Consider the following 14,960-nt stretch of genomic DNA (forward strand, 5'->3'; position numbering starts at 1 on the left):
TGACAGATGTCGTAGTACGGTGAGTATCGTACGAAGCGAAGCACGCGAAAGAACCCCGACTCCGGACCACAGGAAGGACAGGCAGCCGTGAGCGCCCTGTTCGAGCCCCTCACCCTCCGCTCGCTGACCATCCCCAACCGGATCTGGCTCAGCCCGATGTGCATGTACTCGGCCGCCTCCGAGGGGCCCGACACCGGCGCCGCCACCGACTTCCACCTCGCCCACCTCGGCTCCCGCGCCGCCGGCGGCGCCGGACTGGTGATGGTCGAGGCCACCGGCGTCCGCCCCGACGGCCGGATCTCCCCGTGGGACCTCGGCCTGTGGAACGACCGCCAGCAGGAGCAGCTCGCCCGGGTCGCCGCGCTGATCACCCGGCACGGCTCCGTCCCGGCGATCCAGCTCGCCCACGCGGGGCGCAAGGCGTCCACCGACAAGCCGCTGGCCGGCGGCGGCCCGCTCCCCGTCGAGCAGGGCGGCTGGCCGGTGGTCGGCCCCTCCCCGCTCCCGTTCAACGAGGGCTACCCCGTTCCGGAGGAGATGACGGAGGCTCAGATCGCCGAACTGGTCGAGGACTTCGCCGACTCCGCCCGCCGCGCCCTGGCGGCCGGGTTCCAGGTCGTCGAGGTGCACGGCGCCCACGGCTACCTCACCCACCAGTTCCTCTCCCCGGTCTCCAACCACCGCACCGACGGCTACGGCGGCGACTTCGCCGGGCGCAGCCGCTTCGCCCGCGAGGTCGCGGCCGCGGTCCGGGCCGTCTGGCCCGCCGAACTCCCGGTGTTCTTCCGGATCTCGGCCACCGACTGGCTCCCCGAGGAGCCCAGCTGGACGGTCGAGGAGTCCGTCCTGCTGGCCAAGGAACTGCAGGCCATCGGCGTCGACCTGGTCGACGTCTCCACCGGCGGCAACGTCCCGCACGCGAAGATCGCCGTCGAGCCCGGCTACCAGGTCCCGTTCGCCGAGACCGTCCGCCGCGAGTCCGGCCTGCCGGTCAACGCGGTCGGCCTGATCACCGACGCCGCCCAGGCCGAGCAGATCGTCGCCGAGGGCCGCGCCGACGCCGTCATGCTCGGCCGCGAACTGCTCCGCGACCCCTACTGGCCGCTGCACGCCGCCCGCGAACTCGACGTCCCGCGCAACTGGCCCGCCCAGTACGGCTACGCGGTCGGCTCGCGCGGCTGAGCCCCGCCGCGGCTGACTCCCGCCACGGCGGAACGGTCAGTGGCGGAACGGTCGGCGGGGTGCACCTCGGGGGTGTGCACCCCGCCGCCCGGCCGTTCCGCCCGGGGCTCAAGCACCCTGCTCAGGCGACCAGTTCGGGCTCCGGGGCCGGGTCGTCGTCGTCGGCCGGGTCGTCGTCCGCCGCGTCCGTCCAGCGGCCCGGCTCGACCATGAACGCGCCGAGCGCCACGCCCAGCAGCGGGATCGCGGGCAGTACGGTCAACACGCCCTGCGGGCCGTGCTGCTGGGCGATCAGCCCGAACAGCGGCGCGATCAGGCCGCCGATGCTGACGGCCAGGCCCAGGGTGACGCCGGCCGCGGTGCCGGGGCGGTTGGGCAGGTAGTCCTGGCCCAGCTTGACCAGGACGGCGAACGGCAGGTTCAGCGCCGCGCCCGCCAGCACCGCGAACAGCAGCGGCGCCCACGCGCCGGGCGTCACCCGCAGCAGGACCAGCATCGGGACGGTCAGCGCGGTGCCCCACTGCGCGGTGCGGACCATGCCGATCCGGTCCGCGAGCCGCCCGCCGCCCAGGGTGCCCCCGACGCCGCCGAGCAGGAAGCAGGTCAGCGCGGCCCCGGCCAGCAGGTGCGAGGCGCCCAACTGCCGCAGCCAGTACAGCTCGATGAAGGTGCTGACGCCGAAGAACACCACCGAGCGGACCACCTCCACCCCGGTCAGCACCAGGAACGGCCGCCAGCGGTCCTTCCCGGCCCGCTTCGCCCCGCCCCCGGCGTGCGGGTACGTCCGGTGCCGGGCCCGGAACAGCACCGCCGCCATCAGCAGCGCCGGCAGCACGAACACCGCCGTCGCCCGCACGCCCCAGGCCGCCAGCAGCGGGGTGGCCAGCACCGGCGCCAGGAAGAACCCGACGCTGCCGCCCGCCGCGAAGACGCTCATCGCACTGGTGGAGTCGCCCGCCGCCTCCCGGGCCGCCCGCCCCGCCGCCGGGTGGAACGCCGCCACCCCGAGGCCGGAGAGCAGCACCAGCAGCCACACCAGCGCGTACCCGTCGGCCAGCCCGCTCAGCCCCACGCCCAGCCCGGCCAGCGCCAGCCCCGCCGCCGACAGCCAGGGCAGCGGACGCCGGTCCACCAGCAGGCCAACCAGCGGCTGCGGGACGGCGCTGCCCAGCGTCGCCGCCAGCGTCAGCCCGCCCGCCGCCACATACCCGTAGCCGCGCTCCAGCACGAAGTACGGCACCACCGCGGGCACCAGCCCCTGGTACAGGTCGTCCACGGCGTGCGCCGCGCCCCACATCCGCATCCGGCGCCACACACCGGCCAGTTCGCTCGTCATGCGCACCAGCCTGGCGGCCGGGGCGCCGTGCGGGCTTCCGGTACTCTGCCAATCCATGTCGCCAACCCGCCAACCTGCCCCGGACGGCCCGGACGCTCCGCCGGACCCCGGCCCGGACGCCGCAGCAGCGCGGGCCATGCCCGCCGCCACGCCCGCCGCCGCGCCCGCGTCCGCCGCCCACGCGTCCGCCGCGCACCAGAAGGAGACCGGCCCCAGCCGCCACCCGCTGGCCCACCGGGAGCGGATCGACTGGCACTGGCACGACGTCAACCAGCTGATCACCCCCGGCCGCGGCGCCCTGGAGGTGCGCACCCCGTACGGGCAGTGGGTCGTCCCGCCGCACCGCGCGGTGTGGCTGCCCGCCGGGGTGCCGCACACCCACCGGGCGCACGGGCCGAGCGAGTTGCGCTGCCTGGTCTACCCGGCCGGCACGAACCCGCTGCGGCTCGCCGCGCCCGCCGTGCTCGCCGCCACCCCGCTGCTGCGCGAGATCATCGCCCACCTGACCGGCCCCGACGCCCCCACCGGACGCCCCGCCCGGACGCTCGAACAGGCCGCGCTGGACCAGCTCGCGCACGCCCCCGAACTCCCGCTCGGCCTGCCCAGCCCCACCGACCCCCGGCTGCGCGACCTGGCGGACCTGCTCGCCGCCGACCCCGCCGACGACCGCTCGCTGGCCGAACTCGGCCGCGCCGTCGGCGCCGCCGAACGCACCCTCAGCCGCCTGTTCCGCCGCGAACTCGGCCTCGGCTTTCCGCAGTGGCGCACCCAACTGCGCCTCCAGCACGCCCTGGTGCTGCTCGCCGAGGGCCGCTCGGTCACCGCGACCGCCGTCGCCTGCGGCTTCCGCTCGCCCAGCGCGTTCATCGAGGCGTTCCGGCACGCCTTCGGCACCACCCCCGGCCGCCACCAGCAGAACTGACGGTCCGTCAGTGACCCCGGGCCCGCTCGCCGTTCCGCTGCTCGCGCGAACCGTCCAGCGGGGCGGCCGAGTTGGGGGCCCGGCGGCGGGAGGCGGCGACCTGGCGGGAGACCACCACGTCGATCAGGCACCAGGCGGTGAGGAAGACGCCCAGCGCCATCAGCGCCAACGCCGGTGTCAGCAGGCCGGTGTGGGCCCAGGAGGCGAGCAGCGCCACCACGAACGCCACCACCGTGAACGCGAACGACATCCCGGCCCGGACCGCGGCCCCCCGCACCTCGTCCGGCAGCCGGCCACGCCGACGAACGGCCATCGCCCACCCCCTGTCGGTCGCGCACCCGCCCGGGCGCGCCAGGACCAGCCCTGCCCCCACCCGGTCAAGGCTATTCCGCCGACCGGGCCGATCCAGCCGACAGCGGGCGTGTCGCGCCGACACCGCCCCGACTCCCCGTCAGGATCGTATTCCGCCGCGCAAGGGCGCCGTTCCGGCCGTTCGGCCGCTCCGGGCAGGCCGGTGGCGGTCAGTCCGGCAAGGTGGCGGTCAGTCGGGCAAGGTGGCGGTCAGTCCGGCAGGGTGGCGTCCAACTCCTCCAGCGCGCCGACCACGATGGTCCGCATCGCCCGTTCCGCCAGCTCCGGGTCGCCCGCGCAGATCGCCTGCGCGACGTCCCGGTGCAGCTGCACCGCGTACTCGCGCGGCCGGTGCGGCATCAGCCGGTGCTCGGTGCGGCCGGTGAGGACCGCGCCCACGGTGTCCTTCAGGTGCGCGAACATCTCGTTGCCGGAGGCCCGCAGCACCGCCGCGTGGAAGGCGATGTCGTGCGCGAGGAAGGCGTCCAGGTCGGCCGCCCGGGCGGTGACGGTCAGTTCGACGGCCAGCGCGCTCAGCTCGCGGCGGTCGTCGTCCCCCGCGCACCGGGCCGCCAGCGCCGCCGCGGCCGGCTCCACCGCGACCCGCAGCGAGCCCAGCGAGCGCAGCTGCGCGGAGCGGTCCGCGCCGGCCAGCCGCCAGCGGATCACCAGCGGGTCGAACACGTCCCAGTCGGCCTTCGGCCGCACGGTGGTCCCGACCCGCCGCCGCGGCTCGACCAGCCGCATCGACTCGAGGATCCGCACCGCCTCCCGGACCACCGTCCGGGACACCCCGTGCTGCTGCTCCAGCTCCTCCGCCCGCAGCACCGTCCCCTCCGGCAGCTCGCCGGAGGCGATCGCAGGACCGAGGACGGCGAGCAGGCGGCCGGGCAGACCCTGGATCTCCATCGGCCCAGCTTATCGGCGCGGCCCGGGGGAAGACGGCCCCCGCTCGGCCGAAGCGCACCCCGTCCGACCAGGGCGAACGACAAAAAGTATGACGATTGGGTTTCGGACGCTTGAATAAGTCATACCTTTGCGTCAAGGTTGCCCACGCAAGCAGGCAAGGACAGGAGCACCACCATGGCTCTCAGCGCCGAGAACCAGCAGCCGCCCGTCGTCGTGGTGATGGGCGTCTCCGGAGTCGGGAAGACCACCGTCGCCCGACTGCTCGCCGACCGCCTCGACCTCCCGTACGCGGAGGCCGACGACTTCCACCCCGCCGCCAACATCGCCAAGATGAGCGCCGGCACCCCGCTGGACGACCGCGACCGGCAGCCCTGGCTGCGGGCGCTCGGCGGCTGGCTGGGCGAACGCGCCGAAGCCGGCAGCGGGGGAGTGGTCACCTGCTCCGCACTCAAGCGCGACTACCGCGACGTGCTGCGCGCCGCCTGCCCGGACGCGTTCTTCCTGCACCTGAGCGGCAGCCACGACCTGATCGGCGACCGGCTGGCGCACCGCACCGGCCACTTCATGCCGCCCTCGCTGCTGGACTCCCAGTACGCCGTCCTCGAACCGCTCCAGGCGGACGAGCGCGGCACCGTGCTGGACGTCGACGCCGCCCCCGACACCCTGGTCGAACGCGCCGTCGCCGCCCTGGCCCGCTGAGAGCCCCGACCCGCCCAGGCTCCCCCACCCCCCACGTCACACCCCCGCCACCGGCCGCCCGACAGCCGGACGGTGACGGCCCGTCAATGGAGACCTCCGTGACCCCCACCCTGCTGGCGGCCGGCGCACCGGCGCTGCCGCACACGGCGAGCAACGGACAACTGCTGCTCGCGGTGCTGCTCAGCATCGGCGCGATCGTGCTGCTGATCACCCGGTTCAAGCTGCACCCGTTCCTGGCTCTCACCCTCGGCTCCGGGCTGCTCGCCGCCGTCGCGGGCGCGCCCTTCGACAAGCTGCTGGCCAGCTTCTCCACCGGCTTCGGCTCCACCGTCGCCTCGGTCGGCCTGCTGATCGGCCTCGGCGCGATGCTCGGCAAGCTGCTCGCCGACTCCGGCGGCGCCAACACCATCGCGGACACCGTGTTGGCCCGCACCGGCCCCAAGCTGCTGCCCTGGGCGATGGCGCTGATCGCCGCCGTGCTCGGCCTGCCGCTGTTCTTCGAGGTCGGCGTGGTGCTGCTGGTGCCGATCGTGCTGCTGGTGGCCCGCCGCGGCAACGCTCCGCTGATCGGCATCGGCATCCCCGCCCTGGCCGGCCTCTCGGTGCTGCACGGCCTCGTCCCGCCGCACCCCGGCCCGCTGGTCGCCGTCGACGCCCTGCACGCCGACCTCGGCGTCACCCTGGCGCTCGGCCTGCTGATCGCCGTCCCCACCCTGATCGTGGCCGGCCCGCTGTTCGGCCGCCTCGCCCAGCGCTGGGTCGGACCGCTGGAGCTCCCCGCCGAGACCGCCCCGGTCGACACGGTCAAGCGGGAGCGGACGCCGAAGTTCGGCGCCGTGCTGGCCACCATCCTGCTGCCGGTCGTGCTGATGCTCGGCAAGGCGCTGGCCGACGTGGTGATCGACGACCCGAAGGCCACCGGCCAGCGGATCTTCGACTTCATCGGCTCGCCGCTGATCGCCCTGCTCGCCGCGACCCTGCTGGCCATGCTGACCCTCGGCCGGGCGGCCGGCTTCGACAAGGGCAAGATCTCCGACACGGTCGGCTCGGCGCTCGGCCCGATCGCCGGGATCGTGTTCATCGTCGGCGCGGGCGGCGGCTTCAAGCAGACCCTGATCGACGTCGGCGTCGGCCAGGCCGTCAGCGAGTGGTCCGGCAAGTGGCACATCTCCGCGCTGCTGCTCGGCTGGCTGATCGCGGTGCTGATCCGGCTCGCCACCGGCTCCGCGACGGTCGCCACCATCACCGCCGCCGGCATCGTCGGCCCGCTGGCCGCCGGCATGTCCACCAGCCACGCCGCCCTGCTGGTGCTGGCCATCGGCGCCGGTTCGCTGTTCCTGTCGCACGTCAACGACGCCGGGTTCTGGCTGGTGAAGGAGTACTTCGGGATGAGCGTCGGCCAGACGCTGAAGTCCTGGTCGGTGATGGAGACGATCATCTCGGTGGTCGCCATCGCCCTGATCCTGCCGCTCAGCCTGATCATCTGACGAACCCGAACCGCTGCCTTACCCCCCACCCCCCCAAGACCGCGACGCCCTCCGGATTTCCCGCTTCTCCCGGAGGGCGTCGCCTTTTCCGTCCCGCCGCTACTCCCGCCGCTACTCCCGGAGCAGCTCCGCGGTGCGCTTGCGCACCTCCGCACCGTCCAGCCCGCGCACCGTCAGCGTGGTGCGCCGCCGCAGCACGTCGTCCACCGTGTACGCCCACTCCTGCCCGGCCGCGTACACCACCTGCGCCCACACGTCCGGGCCGTCCGGATGCACCCGCTCGCCCAGCTCCGGGCGCTCCGCGATCAGGCGGGCGATCTCGAACGAGAGCGTCCCGTAGTGGGTGGCCAGGTGCCGGGCCACCAGCGGGTCCATCCGGGAGCCCGGCTCGCGGTCGACCAGCAGGCGGCGGGCGACGGCGTCCGGGGCGCCGATGCCGGGCAGCGGGACGGTGGCCGGGATCGGCGAGACGTCCTCGGCCAGGCCCACGCCCGGGGCGTGCTTGAGCCTCTCCAGGATCACCCGGCCGATGTGCCGGTAGGTCGTCCACTTGCCGCCCGCCACCGACAGCATCCCGGCCCGGCCCACGGTCACCACCGTCTCCCGCTTCGCCGCCGCGGTCGTCCCCGGCCCGCCCGGCAGCACCCGCAGGCCCGCGAAGGAGTACGTGATGTCCTCGCGCCGCAGGTGCTCACCCCGCACCGCGTGCCCCGCCTCGGACAGGATCTGGTCGACGTCGGCGTCGGTGGCGCGGACGTCCAGCGGGTCGCCGGTGTACTCCTCGTCGGTGGTGCCGAGCAGGACGTGGTCCTCCCACGGGATGGCGAACGACACCCGGTAGTGGTCGATCGGGATGGTCAGCGCGGCCCGCCACGGCGCCTGCCGCCGCAGCACCACGTGCGCACCCTTGGACAGCCGGATCGACGGCGCCGCACCCGCGTGCTCCATCCGCCGCAGGTGGTCGACCCACGGACCGGTGGCGTTCAGCACCAGCCGGGCGTCCACGCCGAACTCGCTGCCGTCCAGGCGGTCGCGCACCTCCGCGCCGGTGACCCGGCCCCGGGTGAAGCGCAGGCCCGTCACCTCGGCGTGGTTGAGCACCACCGCACCCGCGTCCACCGCCGCCCGGACCGTCATCACGGCCATCCGGGCGTCGTTCATCTGGTGGTCGCCGTACACCGCGACCCGCCGCAGCCCCTCGGTGCGCAGCCCCGGCACGGCACGCGCCGCCACCGCGGGGGAGACCACCCGGCCCAGGCCGTCGCGGAACGCGGACAGCGCGGAGTAGAGGAAGACGCCCGCGCCGAGCTTGGGGGCGGAGTGCGGGCCGCCCTGGTAGACGGGGACGAAGAAGGTCAGCGGGTTGACCAGGTGCGGGGCCACGTCGGTGGCCAGCGCCCGGCGCTCCTTGTGGTTCTCCGCGACCAGCCGCACCGCACCGGTCTGCAGGTAGCGCAGGCCGCCGTGGACCAGCTTGGAGGAGGCGGAGGAGGTGGCGCCCGCGAAGTCGCCCGCCTCCACCATGGCGACCTTCAGCCCGGCCTGGGCGGCGGTCCACGCGGTGGCGGTGCCGAGGATGCCGCCGCCGATCACCAGCAGGTCGTAGCGGGCCCGGCCGAGCAGTTCGCGGGTGGCGGCGCGGGAGGCGACGCGGCCGGCGGCGCGCTCGGCGCCCAGGGTCGGGATGGTTGCCATGGTGTGTGGTGGGCGGCCCGGCGTACGGCCGGTCCGCGTCTCCTTCCGATCGGTGCGGTCCTGACGGGCCCGGGTCACAGTTCCGGCCGCTCGTCCTGGTCGATCCAGCCCATGGTGCGCTCCACGGCCTTCAACCAGTTGCGGCGCTCGCGCTCGCGCGTGTCGGCGGTCATCTTGGGTGTCCATTCGGCGGCGCGGTGCCAGTTGGCGCGCAGGGTGTCGAGGTCGTCCCAGAACCCGACGGCCAGACCGGCGGCGTAGGCGGCGCCCAGCGCGGTGGTCTCCGCGACGTAGGGGCGCTCCACGGGGGCGTCGAGGACGTCCGCGATGTTCTGCATCAGCAGGTTGTTGGACGTCATGCCGCCGTCCACCTTCAGCGCGGTCAACGTGACCCCGGAGTCCTTCTGCATCGCGTCCACCACCTCGCGGGTCTGCCACGCGGTGGCCTCCAGCACCGCCCGCGCCAGGTGCCCCTTGGTCACGTACCGGGTCAGCCCCGCGATCACACCGCGGGCGTCCGAACGCCAGTACGGGGCGAACAGGCCCGAGAACGCCGGCACGAAGTACGCCCCGCCGTTGTCCTCCACGGTGCCCGCCAGGGTCTCGATCTCCGCCGCGGTGGAGATGATGCCCAACTGGTCGCGCAGCCACTGCACCAGCGAACCCGTCACCGCGATCGAACCCTCCAGCGCGTAGACCGGCTTCCGCTCCCCGATCCGGTAGCCGACCGTCGTCAGCAGCCCGTGGTACGAGTTGACGATCTTCTCGCCCGTGTTCAGCAGCAGGAACGTCCCCGTCCCGTACGTCGACTTCGCCTCCCCCTCGTCGAAGCACGTCTGCCCGAACAGCGCCGCCTGCTGGTCCCCCAGCGCCGAGGCCACCGGCACCCCCGCCAGATCACCCACCGCCTCGCCGTACACCTCCGCCGAGGACCGGATCTCCGGCAGCACCGCCAACGGCACCCCCATCGACTCCGCGATCTTCTCGTCCCACTGCAGCGTGTGCAGGTTCATCAGCATCGTCCGCGACGCGTTCGTCACATCCGTCACATGCCGACCGCCCTCCACACCCCCCGTCAGGTTCCAGATCACCCAGGTGTCCATCGTCCCGAACAGGATGTCCCCCGCCTCGGCCCGCTCACGCAGCCCCTCGACGTTGTCCAGCAGCCAGCGGATCTTCGGCCCCGCGAAGTACGACGCCAACGGCAGACCCGTCTCCCGCCGGAACCGGTCCTGGCCCACATTGCGCCCCAGCTCCCGGCACAGCCCCTCGGTCCGGGTGTCCTGCCACACCAGCGCGTTGTGCACCGGCACACCCGTGTGCCGGTCCCACAACACCGTCGTCTCACGCTGATTGGTGATCCCGACGGCCCGGATGTCCTCCCGGGACAACCCCGCCTTCTCCAACGCACCCCGCACCACCGACCGCACCCGGGTCCAGATCTCGGCGGCATCGTGCTCCACCCAACCCGGCTGCGGAAAGATCTGCGCGTGCTCCTGCTGGTCCACGGACACGATCCGGCCGTCCGCACCGAACACGATGCACCGGCTCGACGTGGTGCCCTGATCGATCGCGGCAATGTAATTGGCAGTCATACGGGGATCCTCGGCTCCGGGCGTCGACGGGCAGGGGTGACCATTCGTCAGTCCCCGTGCGCGCGGGTCCGGCAAACCAGGCGGGCTCGCGGACCACCGGAGCCTTCGGCCGGGGCGTTCAGCAGCGTTCGACCACATCGAACACCACTCGGGAGCCAACCGCAGCCGGATGCCCCTGCTCGCGGATCAGTGCGCCCTCCGCATCCCCCGACCTGCCGGAAGCGGGACGGCGCGCCCCCGAAGACCGCATGACCCGGCCACCGCGCCGTCCCGCCCCCGCCCCCCACCTCCGCCGCGGCCGCTACGCCCGGCAGCGCAGCATCGTCAGCGGAGGATTCGCGGCCAGGTCCGCCCAGAACTCCGCGCCGAACGCCCGCAGGCCCTCCGCCGACACCTCCAGCGGCACCCACTCCAGGTCGCGGAACCCGGCCGCCCGCAGGCAGGACTCGTACACCTCGCGCGACGGCGGATTCGCCAGGAACGAGATCGGCGGCTCCAACAGCGCCGTCACCCGCACCCGCGGGCCGACCTCCGAATCCTCGCCCGCCCGCTCGCACCGGAAGCCGTACCGGTCCAGCGGCGGCCCGTCGAACCGGAAGTCCGGACTCTGCCCGAACACGAAGAACCCGCCGCCCGGCACCAGGCTCCGGTGGATCCGACGACACATCCGCTCCACCGTCGCCACGTCCGGCGCGTAGTTGAACGCCTGCACCGCCACCGCGAGGTCGAACGGCTCCCCGAACTCCCGCAACTCCGCGATGTCACCCACCTCGTACTCCACCCCCAGCGGCTCCCGCTCCTCCGCCGCCAGAGCCGCGTCCACCATCGCCGAGGAGATGTCCACCCCCAGCACCCGCGACGCCCCCCGGCGCCGCAGCTCCCGGCTGTAGAAACCCGTCCCCGACGCCAGGTCCAACACCGACCGCCCCCGCACGTCCCCCACCAGGCCCAAGAACCCCGGCACCTCGCCGTACCGCGCCAACGGCAGCGTCTTGAACCCCTCGAACGCCTCTCCGATCCCGTCGTACAGCTGACCAACCATCAGTCCGGTCCCCTCCGTCCATGGCGTCGGCCCCAGCCGCGGCCCCTACCCGAAATCCTCCCGCCACCCCACCCGCCCCCCGTACTGGCCGAACCCACGAACCCCCGCCCCCCACCGCCCCGCCCGTCCCACCGAACCCACCAACCCACCCCCGGTCCTTTCGTCCCGGCAGGGGCGCGAGGAACCGCGCGGCCGACGAGGAACCGCGCGGCCGACCACGACGAAGCCGCCCACGGGCAACGCCCGCCGCCCGCCGTGCCTCCCGGTTCGCCCGCCGGCTCAGGCCCGCGCGGGCTCCGCCACCCAGCCCGCCATCAGTACCAGTCCGGTCGGCCGGTGCAGCGCCAGGAAGGCGAAGGGGCGGTCGAAGCGGGCGGCGGCCACCCGGATCCGGTACTGCTGCAGCGGGGCGAACATCGCGCTGCCCGGGGCCATCACCACCGCCGTGACCGCGCCCGCCTCGAAGCCCTGCGCGGAGAACTCCGCCGTCGCGGCCTGCTGGGCCCGGGCGACCTTCAGCGGGGTGCTCCGGCTGATGCCCCGGAAGTGGTCGCCGTCCTGCGCCGCCGTTCCCAGGCCGAACAGCCGGGCAGCCACCAGCAGGTCGTGCTCCGCCCGGACCCGGAAAGCCGCCGTGTTCAGCGCGCCGAGGTGCTGCGGGACGGGCGAGTCGACGGTGGACAGCTGAAGCCCGGGCCCCTGCACCCCGTCCGGCAGGCCCGCCACCGGCGTCCGCCGCGCCGCGCCCGCGACCAGTTCGAACCCGGCCGCCACCACCGCGCCCGGCGCGGCTCCCGGTTCGCCGAGCACCAGGTGGACGTCCACCTCGCCGGTGCCCGCGACCCGCACCTCCGTCACCCGTCCCGCCGAGCTCTCCGCCACCGCGATCCGTTCGAACAGCTCCGGGCCGGACACCGAGAGCTGCGCGAAGTCCCGTCCCGCCCAAGGGCCTTCGAGGACCTGGAAGCGGCCCTCCTGGAACGGCCGCAGCCACCTGGTCCGGACGGCGACCGCCGACGCCAGCACCAGCAGCGCGCCCGCCGGGTCGACCGGCATCCGCGGCACCAGCCCGCCGGTCCACTCCCGGGCCCAACGGTCCAGCACCGCACGGTCCTCGAACGGATCGCCGGACAGCCGCCCCCACAGCGGGGCGCCCAACTCGGCGACCCAGCCCGGCTCCACCGCGACGCCGTCGGCCGTCCACAGCCCGAGCGCCGCCGCGCAGCCCGGCACCGCCCGCACCTGCGCCAGCAACTCCCGGGCCACTGCCGGGGCTTGCTCGGCCGGAACGCCCAACGCCCGCTCCAGCTCCGCCCGGGCCGGCCCGTTGGCGCCCGCCGCCAGCATCGCCAGCAGCGGCCACACCCCCAGGGCCGTCCACACCTGACCGCCCCCGAACCCCAACTCCCGCCCCCAGCAAGCCCCCAACGCATTCACCCGCTCAACCGCACCCGCGCCCACCACGCCCCCTCCCGTCGCGCTCCCGGAACCGGGGGCAGGCTCCGCCACCCAGCCCGCCATCAGTACCAGACCGCAGAGCGACCCGCCGCCGAAAAACCGAACGGGCAGACGATCGGGCGGGCCGACGGAGGCGACTCCGCTCAGCGCGGCCGAGCCTGCACCGCCGCCGCGAGCCCGGCGATCGCGGCCGGCCCCACCCGGCAGCAGCCGCCGACCAGCCGGGCCCCGGCGGCCGCCCAGTCCGCGGCCAGGCCGGGGTCGAAGGCCGCCGCGCCCGTCCAGTCCCGGGCCGCCGCGTCCCAGCCCTCTCCGCTGTTGGGGTACGCGACCCCGGGCAGGCCCGTCACCTCGGCGGCCAGGGCCACCGCCGACGCCACCTCCTCCGGGGCGCAGCAGTTGACCCCCACCGCCACCGTCTCGGGCACCTCCGACACCAGCGCGAACACCTCGGAGAGCGGCTCCCCGCCCCGGGTCAGCCCGTCCGCCGCACTGAACGAGAACCACACCGGCACGCCCAGACCCCGGACGCAGTCCGCCAGGACCGCTGCCTCCAGCAGGTCCGGCACGGTCTCCACCGCCAGCACGTCGGGCCCGGCGGCGGCCAGCACCTCCAGCCGGGGGCGGTGGAACTCCGCCAACTCCGAGGCGGACAGGCCGTAGTGGCCCCGGTACTCGGAGCCGTCCGCGAGGACCGCCCCGTACGGGCCCACCGAGGCCGCCACCCAGCGCGGGCGGCCGTCGCCGAGTTCCGCCGACACCTCCTCGGCGGCCAGCCGGGCCACCTCCACGCTCAGCGCCAGCAGCCGGTCCGCCTTTCCCGCGTCCACTCCGCGGGCGGCGAAACCCGGACGGCTCGCCTGGTAGCTCGCCGTGGTCGCCACCTGGGCGCCCGCCTCGAAGTACGCCCGGTGCGCCGCCACCAGTTGCCGGGGTTCGTCCAGCAGCAGCCGGGCCGACCACAGGGCGTCGGACAAGTCGCAGCCCTGGTCGGCGAGTCGGTTCGACAGCCCGCCGTCGAGCAGCACCGGACCGGCCGCCAGCGCCGACACCAGGGCCAGGCTGCCCGGGGAGCCGTCGAAGCCGGAGGGGGAGCCGCCGGGGCGGGGAGGGGAACTGCCGGAGTCCGTCGCCATCCCTCCAGCCTGCACCCGGCGCCGGTTTCCGGCGAACCGGCCCGCGGCGGCGGCGCCGGAGCCCTCCGAGCGGCCCTCGCGAGCGCCTCGGACGGCCCCCCGCGAGCACCTCGGACGGCCTCCGTGAGCACCTTCCCGCGAGCGCCTCCCGCAGGCGATCCCGCGCGGGGCATCCTTCGAGCGTAACGGCGGCCAGGGGCCCGGTCGGGGCGGTCGCGGCCCGGATCACCCGCCCGGGAGGCCGCCGCCGAAACGGTTGACGGTGTCCCCAAATCGTGGCGGGGGAGCGCCTGTTCAAGGGCCGCCGATCTGACGGGACGTCAACGAACGGGGAAAGTCACCCGGTCGGCCGCACGTGTGCGATCCGTCGCTCACCGTGCCGGTAGTGTGACGTTCCGTTGCCGCACCGATTGTGTGACGGCTCATTCGAAAGCCTCGCCGGGCGACACCCCGCCGACCCTGTCCCTGGGGCGGCCGCCGCCCGCACCGGATCCACACTGGAGAACTCAGCGATGACCACTTCCGTCCAGCTCGACCGTGCCCAGAAGCGCTTCGACCTCTGGGACGTCAACGGCGACGGCCAGATCGACCGGGCCGACTGGCAGGCCGAGGCCCAGCGCATCCTGCAGGCCTTCGGCGAGGCCCCGGTCTCCCCGGCGGGCCGCGCGCTGACCGAGGCGTACCTCGGCATGTGGGGCTTCTTCGCCGACAAGGCGGGCATCGACGAGCAGACCGGTGCGCTCACCCCCGAGCAGTTCAACCACATCGCCGAGGAGCACATCCTCGAGAACGGCGGCGCCGGCTTCGGCCGCGTCGTCAAGCCGACCATCCAGGCCATGGTCGAGCTGGTCGACGTGGACGGCGACGGCCAGGTCAACCCGGCCGAGTTCAAGACCTGGCTGGACGCGATCGGCGTCTCCAACGTCGAGCCCGCCGAGGCGTTCCGCCAGATCGACGCCAACGGCGACGGCCAGCTCTCCGTGGAGGAGCTGGTCCAGGCCGTGCGCGCCTACCACCTGGGCGACATCGACGTCCCGCTGCTGGGCCGCTGAGCCACCGGCACGGCGACGGTGACCGGTGCGGTCGGCAGGACGACTGCCCCTGACGGCCGCTGACGGCTCCCGACGATCGAAGGGCCCGGAACGGGG

The 14,960-nt window shown here is 74.4% G+C and carries 13 protein-coding genes; 5 read left to right on the forward strand and 8 right to left on the reverse strand.

Features of this window, described 5'->3' with window-relative positions:
- Positions 1-87: 87 nt before the first annotated feature.
- Entirely contained in the window at positions 88-1,182 is a 1,095-nt protein-coding gene (locus tag EDD39_RS17850; RefSeq protein WP_123557261.1) for an NADH:flavin oxidoreductase/NADH oxidase, read from the forward strand.
- 121 nt (positions 1,183-1,303) lie between these two features.
- On the opposite strand, the gene EDD39_RS17855 is transcribed toward EDD39_RS17850, so the two are convergent.
- Positions 1,304-2,518 carry an MFS transporter gene (locus EDD39_RS17855; protein ID WP_123557263.1) on the reverse strand — a complete coding sequence of 405 codons (1,215 nt, stop codon included), beginning with the start codon at positions 2,516-2,518 and terminating at the stop codon, positions 1,304-1,306.
- Between the two features lie 55 nt (positions 2,519-2,573).
- On the opposite strand from EDD39_RS17855, the gene EDD39_RS17860 reads away from it, so the two are divergent.
- Positions 2,574-3,440: a helix-turn-helix transcriptional regulator gene (locus tag EDD39_RS17860; RefSeq protein WP_244256771.1), complete on the forward strand. Its 867-nt coding sequence runs from the start codon at positions 2,574-2,576 to the stop codon at positions 3,438-3,440.
- Positions 3,441-3,447: 7 nt separating this feature from the next.
- On the opposite strand, the gene EDD39_RS17865 is transcribed toward EDD39_RS17860, so the two are convergent.
- Both EDD39_RS17865 and EDD39_RS17870 read right to left on the reverse strand, forming a co-directional pair.
- Positions 3,448-3,753, reverse strand: coding sequence for a hypothetical protein (locus tag EDD39_RS17865; protein WP_123819051.1), 306 nt, complete (start codon positions 3,751-3,753; stop codon positions 3,448-3,450).
- 248 nt (positions 3,754-4,001) lie between these two features.
- Positions 4,002-4,700: a FadR/GntR family transcriptional regulator gene (locus EDD39_RS17870; protein ID WP_030460219.1), complete on the reverse strand. Its 699-nt coding sequence runs from the start codon at positions 4,698-4,700 to the stop codon at positions 4,002-4,004.
- Positions 4,701-4,874: 174 nt separating this feature from the next.
- On the opposite strand from EDD39_RS17870, the gene EDD39_RS17875 reads away from it, so the two are divergent.
- Together EDD39_RS17875 and EDD39_RS17880 are read left to right on the forward strand one after the other, a co-directional pair.
- Positions 4,875-5,399, forward strand: a complete 525-nt coding sequence (locus tag EDD39_RS17875) for a gluconokinase (RefSeq protein WP_123557269.1) — start codon at positions 4,875-4,877, stop codon at positions 5,397-5,399.
- A gap of 86 nt (positions 5,400-5,485) precedes the next feature.
- Positions 5,486-6,886, forward strand: a complete 1,401-nt coding sequence (locus EDD39_RS17880; protein ID WP_123557271.1) for a GntT/GntP/DsdX family permease — start codon at positions 5,486-5,488, stop codon at positions 6,884-6,886.
- Between the two features lie 111 nt (positions 6,887-6,997).
- Here the strand turns inward: EDD39_RS17880 and EDD39_RS17885 are convergent, their stop codons facing one another.
- The 5 genes from EDD39_RS17885 to mmuM all read right to left on the reverse strand — a co-directional run bounded on the left by EDD39_RS17885 (position 6,998) and on the right by mmuM (position 13,812).
- Positions 6,998-8,581 (reverse strand): glycerol-3-phosphate dehydrogenase/oxidase, encoded by a 1,584-nt coding sequence (locus EDD39_RS17885; RefSeq protein WP_123557273.1) that lies wholly within the window; start codon positions 8,579-8,581, stop codon positions 6,998-7,000.
- Between the two features lie 74 nt (positions 8,582-8,655).
- Positions 8,656-10,176: a glycerol kinase GlpK gene (glpK, locus tag EDD39_RS17890; RefSeq protein ID WP_123557275.1), complete on the reverse strand. Its 1,521-nt coding sequence runs from the start codon at positions 10,174-10,176 to the stop codon at positions 8,656-8,658.
- A 301-nt stretch (positions 10,177-10,477) separates the two neighbouring features.
- Positions 10,478-11,218, reverse strand: coding sequence for a class I SAM-dependent methyltransferase (locus EDD39_RS17895; protein ID WP_030925190.1), 741 nt, complete (start codon positions 11,216-11,218; stop codon positions 10,478-10,480).
- Between the two features lie 279 nt (positions 11,219-11,497).
- Positions 11,498-12,601 carry a serpin family protein gene (locus EDD39_RS17900; protein ID WP_244256772.1) on the reverse strand — a complete coding sequence of 368 codons (1,104 nt, stop codon included), beginning with the start codon at positions 12,599-12,601 and terminating at the stop codon, positions 11,498-11,500.
- Positions 12,602-12,819: 218 nt separating this feature from the next.
- Positions 12,820-13,812 carry a homocysteine S-methyltransferase gene (gene mmuM, locus EDD39_RS17905; RefSeq protein WP_244256773.1) on the reverse strand — a complete coding sequence of 331 codons (993 nt, stop codon included), beginning with the start codon at positions 13,810-13,812 and terminating at the stop codon, positions 12,820-12,822.
- Between the two features lie 512 nt (positions 13,813-14,324).
- Between mmuM and EDD39_RS17910 the strand changes: the two genes are divergently transcribed.
- Entirely contained in the window at positions 14,325-14,864 is a 540-nt protein-coding gene (locus tag EDD39_RS17910; RefSeq protein ID WP_123557279.1) for an EF-hand domain-containing protein, read from the forward strand.
- Positions 14,865-14,960 lie beyond the last annotated feature (96 nt).

The sequence above is a fragment of the Kitasatospora cineracea genome, from assembly GCF_003751605.1.
In the GTDB taxonomy this organism is placed as follows: Bacteria; Actinomycetota; Actinomycetes; order Streptomycetales; family Streptomycetaceae; genus Kitasatospora; species Kitasatospora cineracea.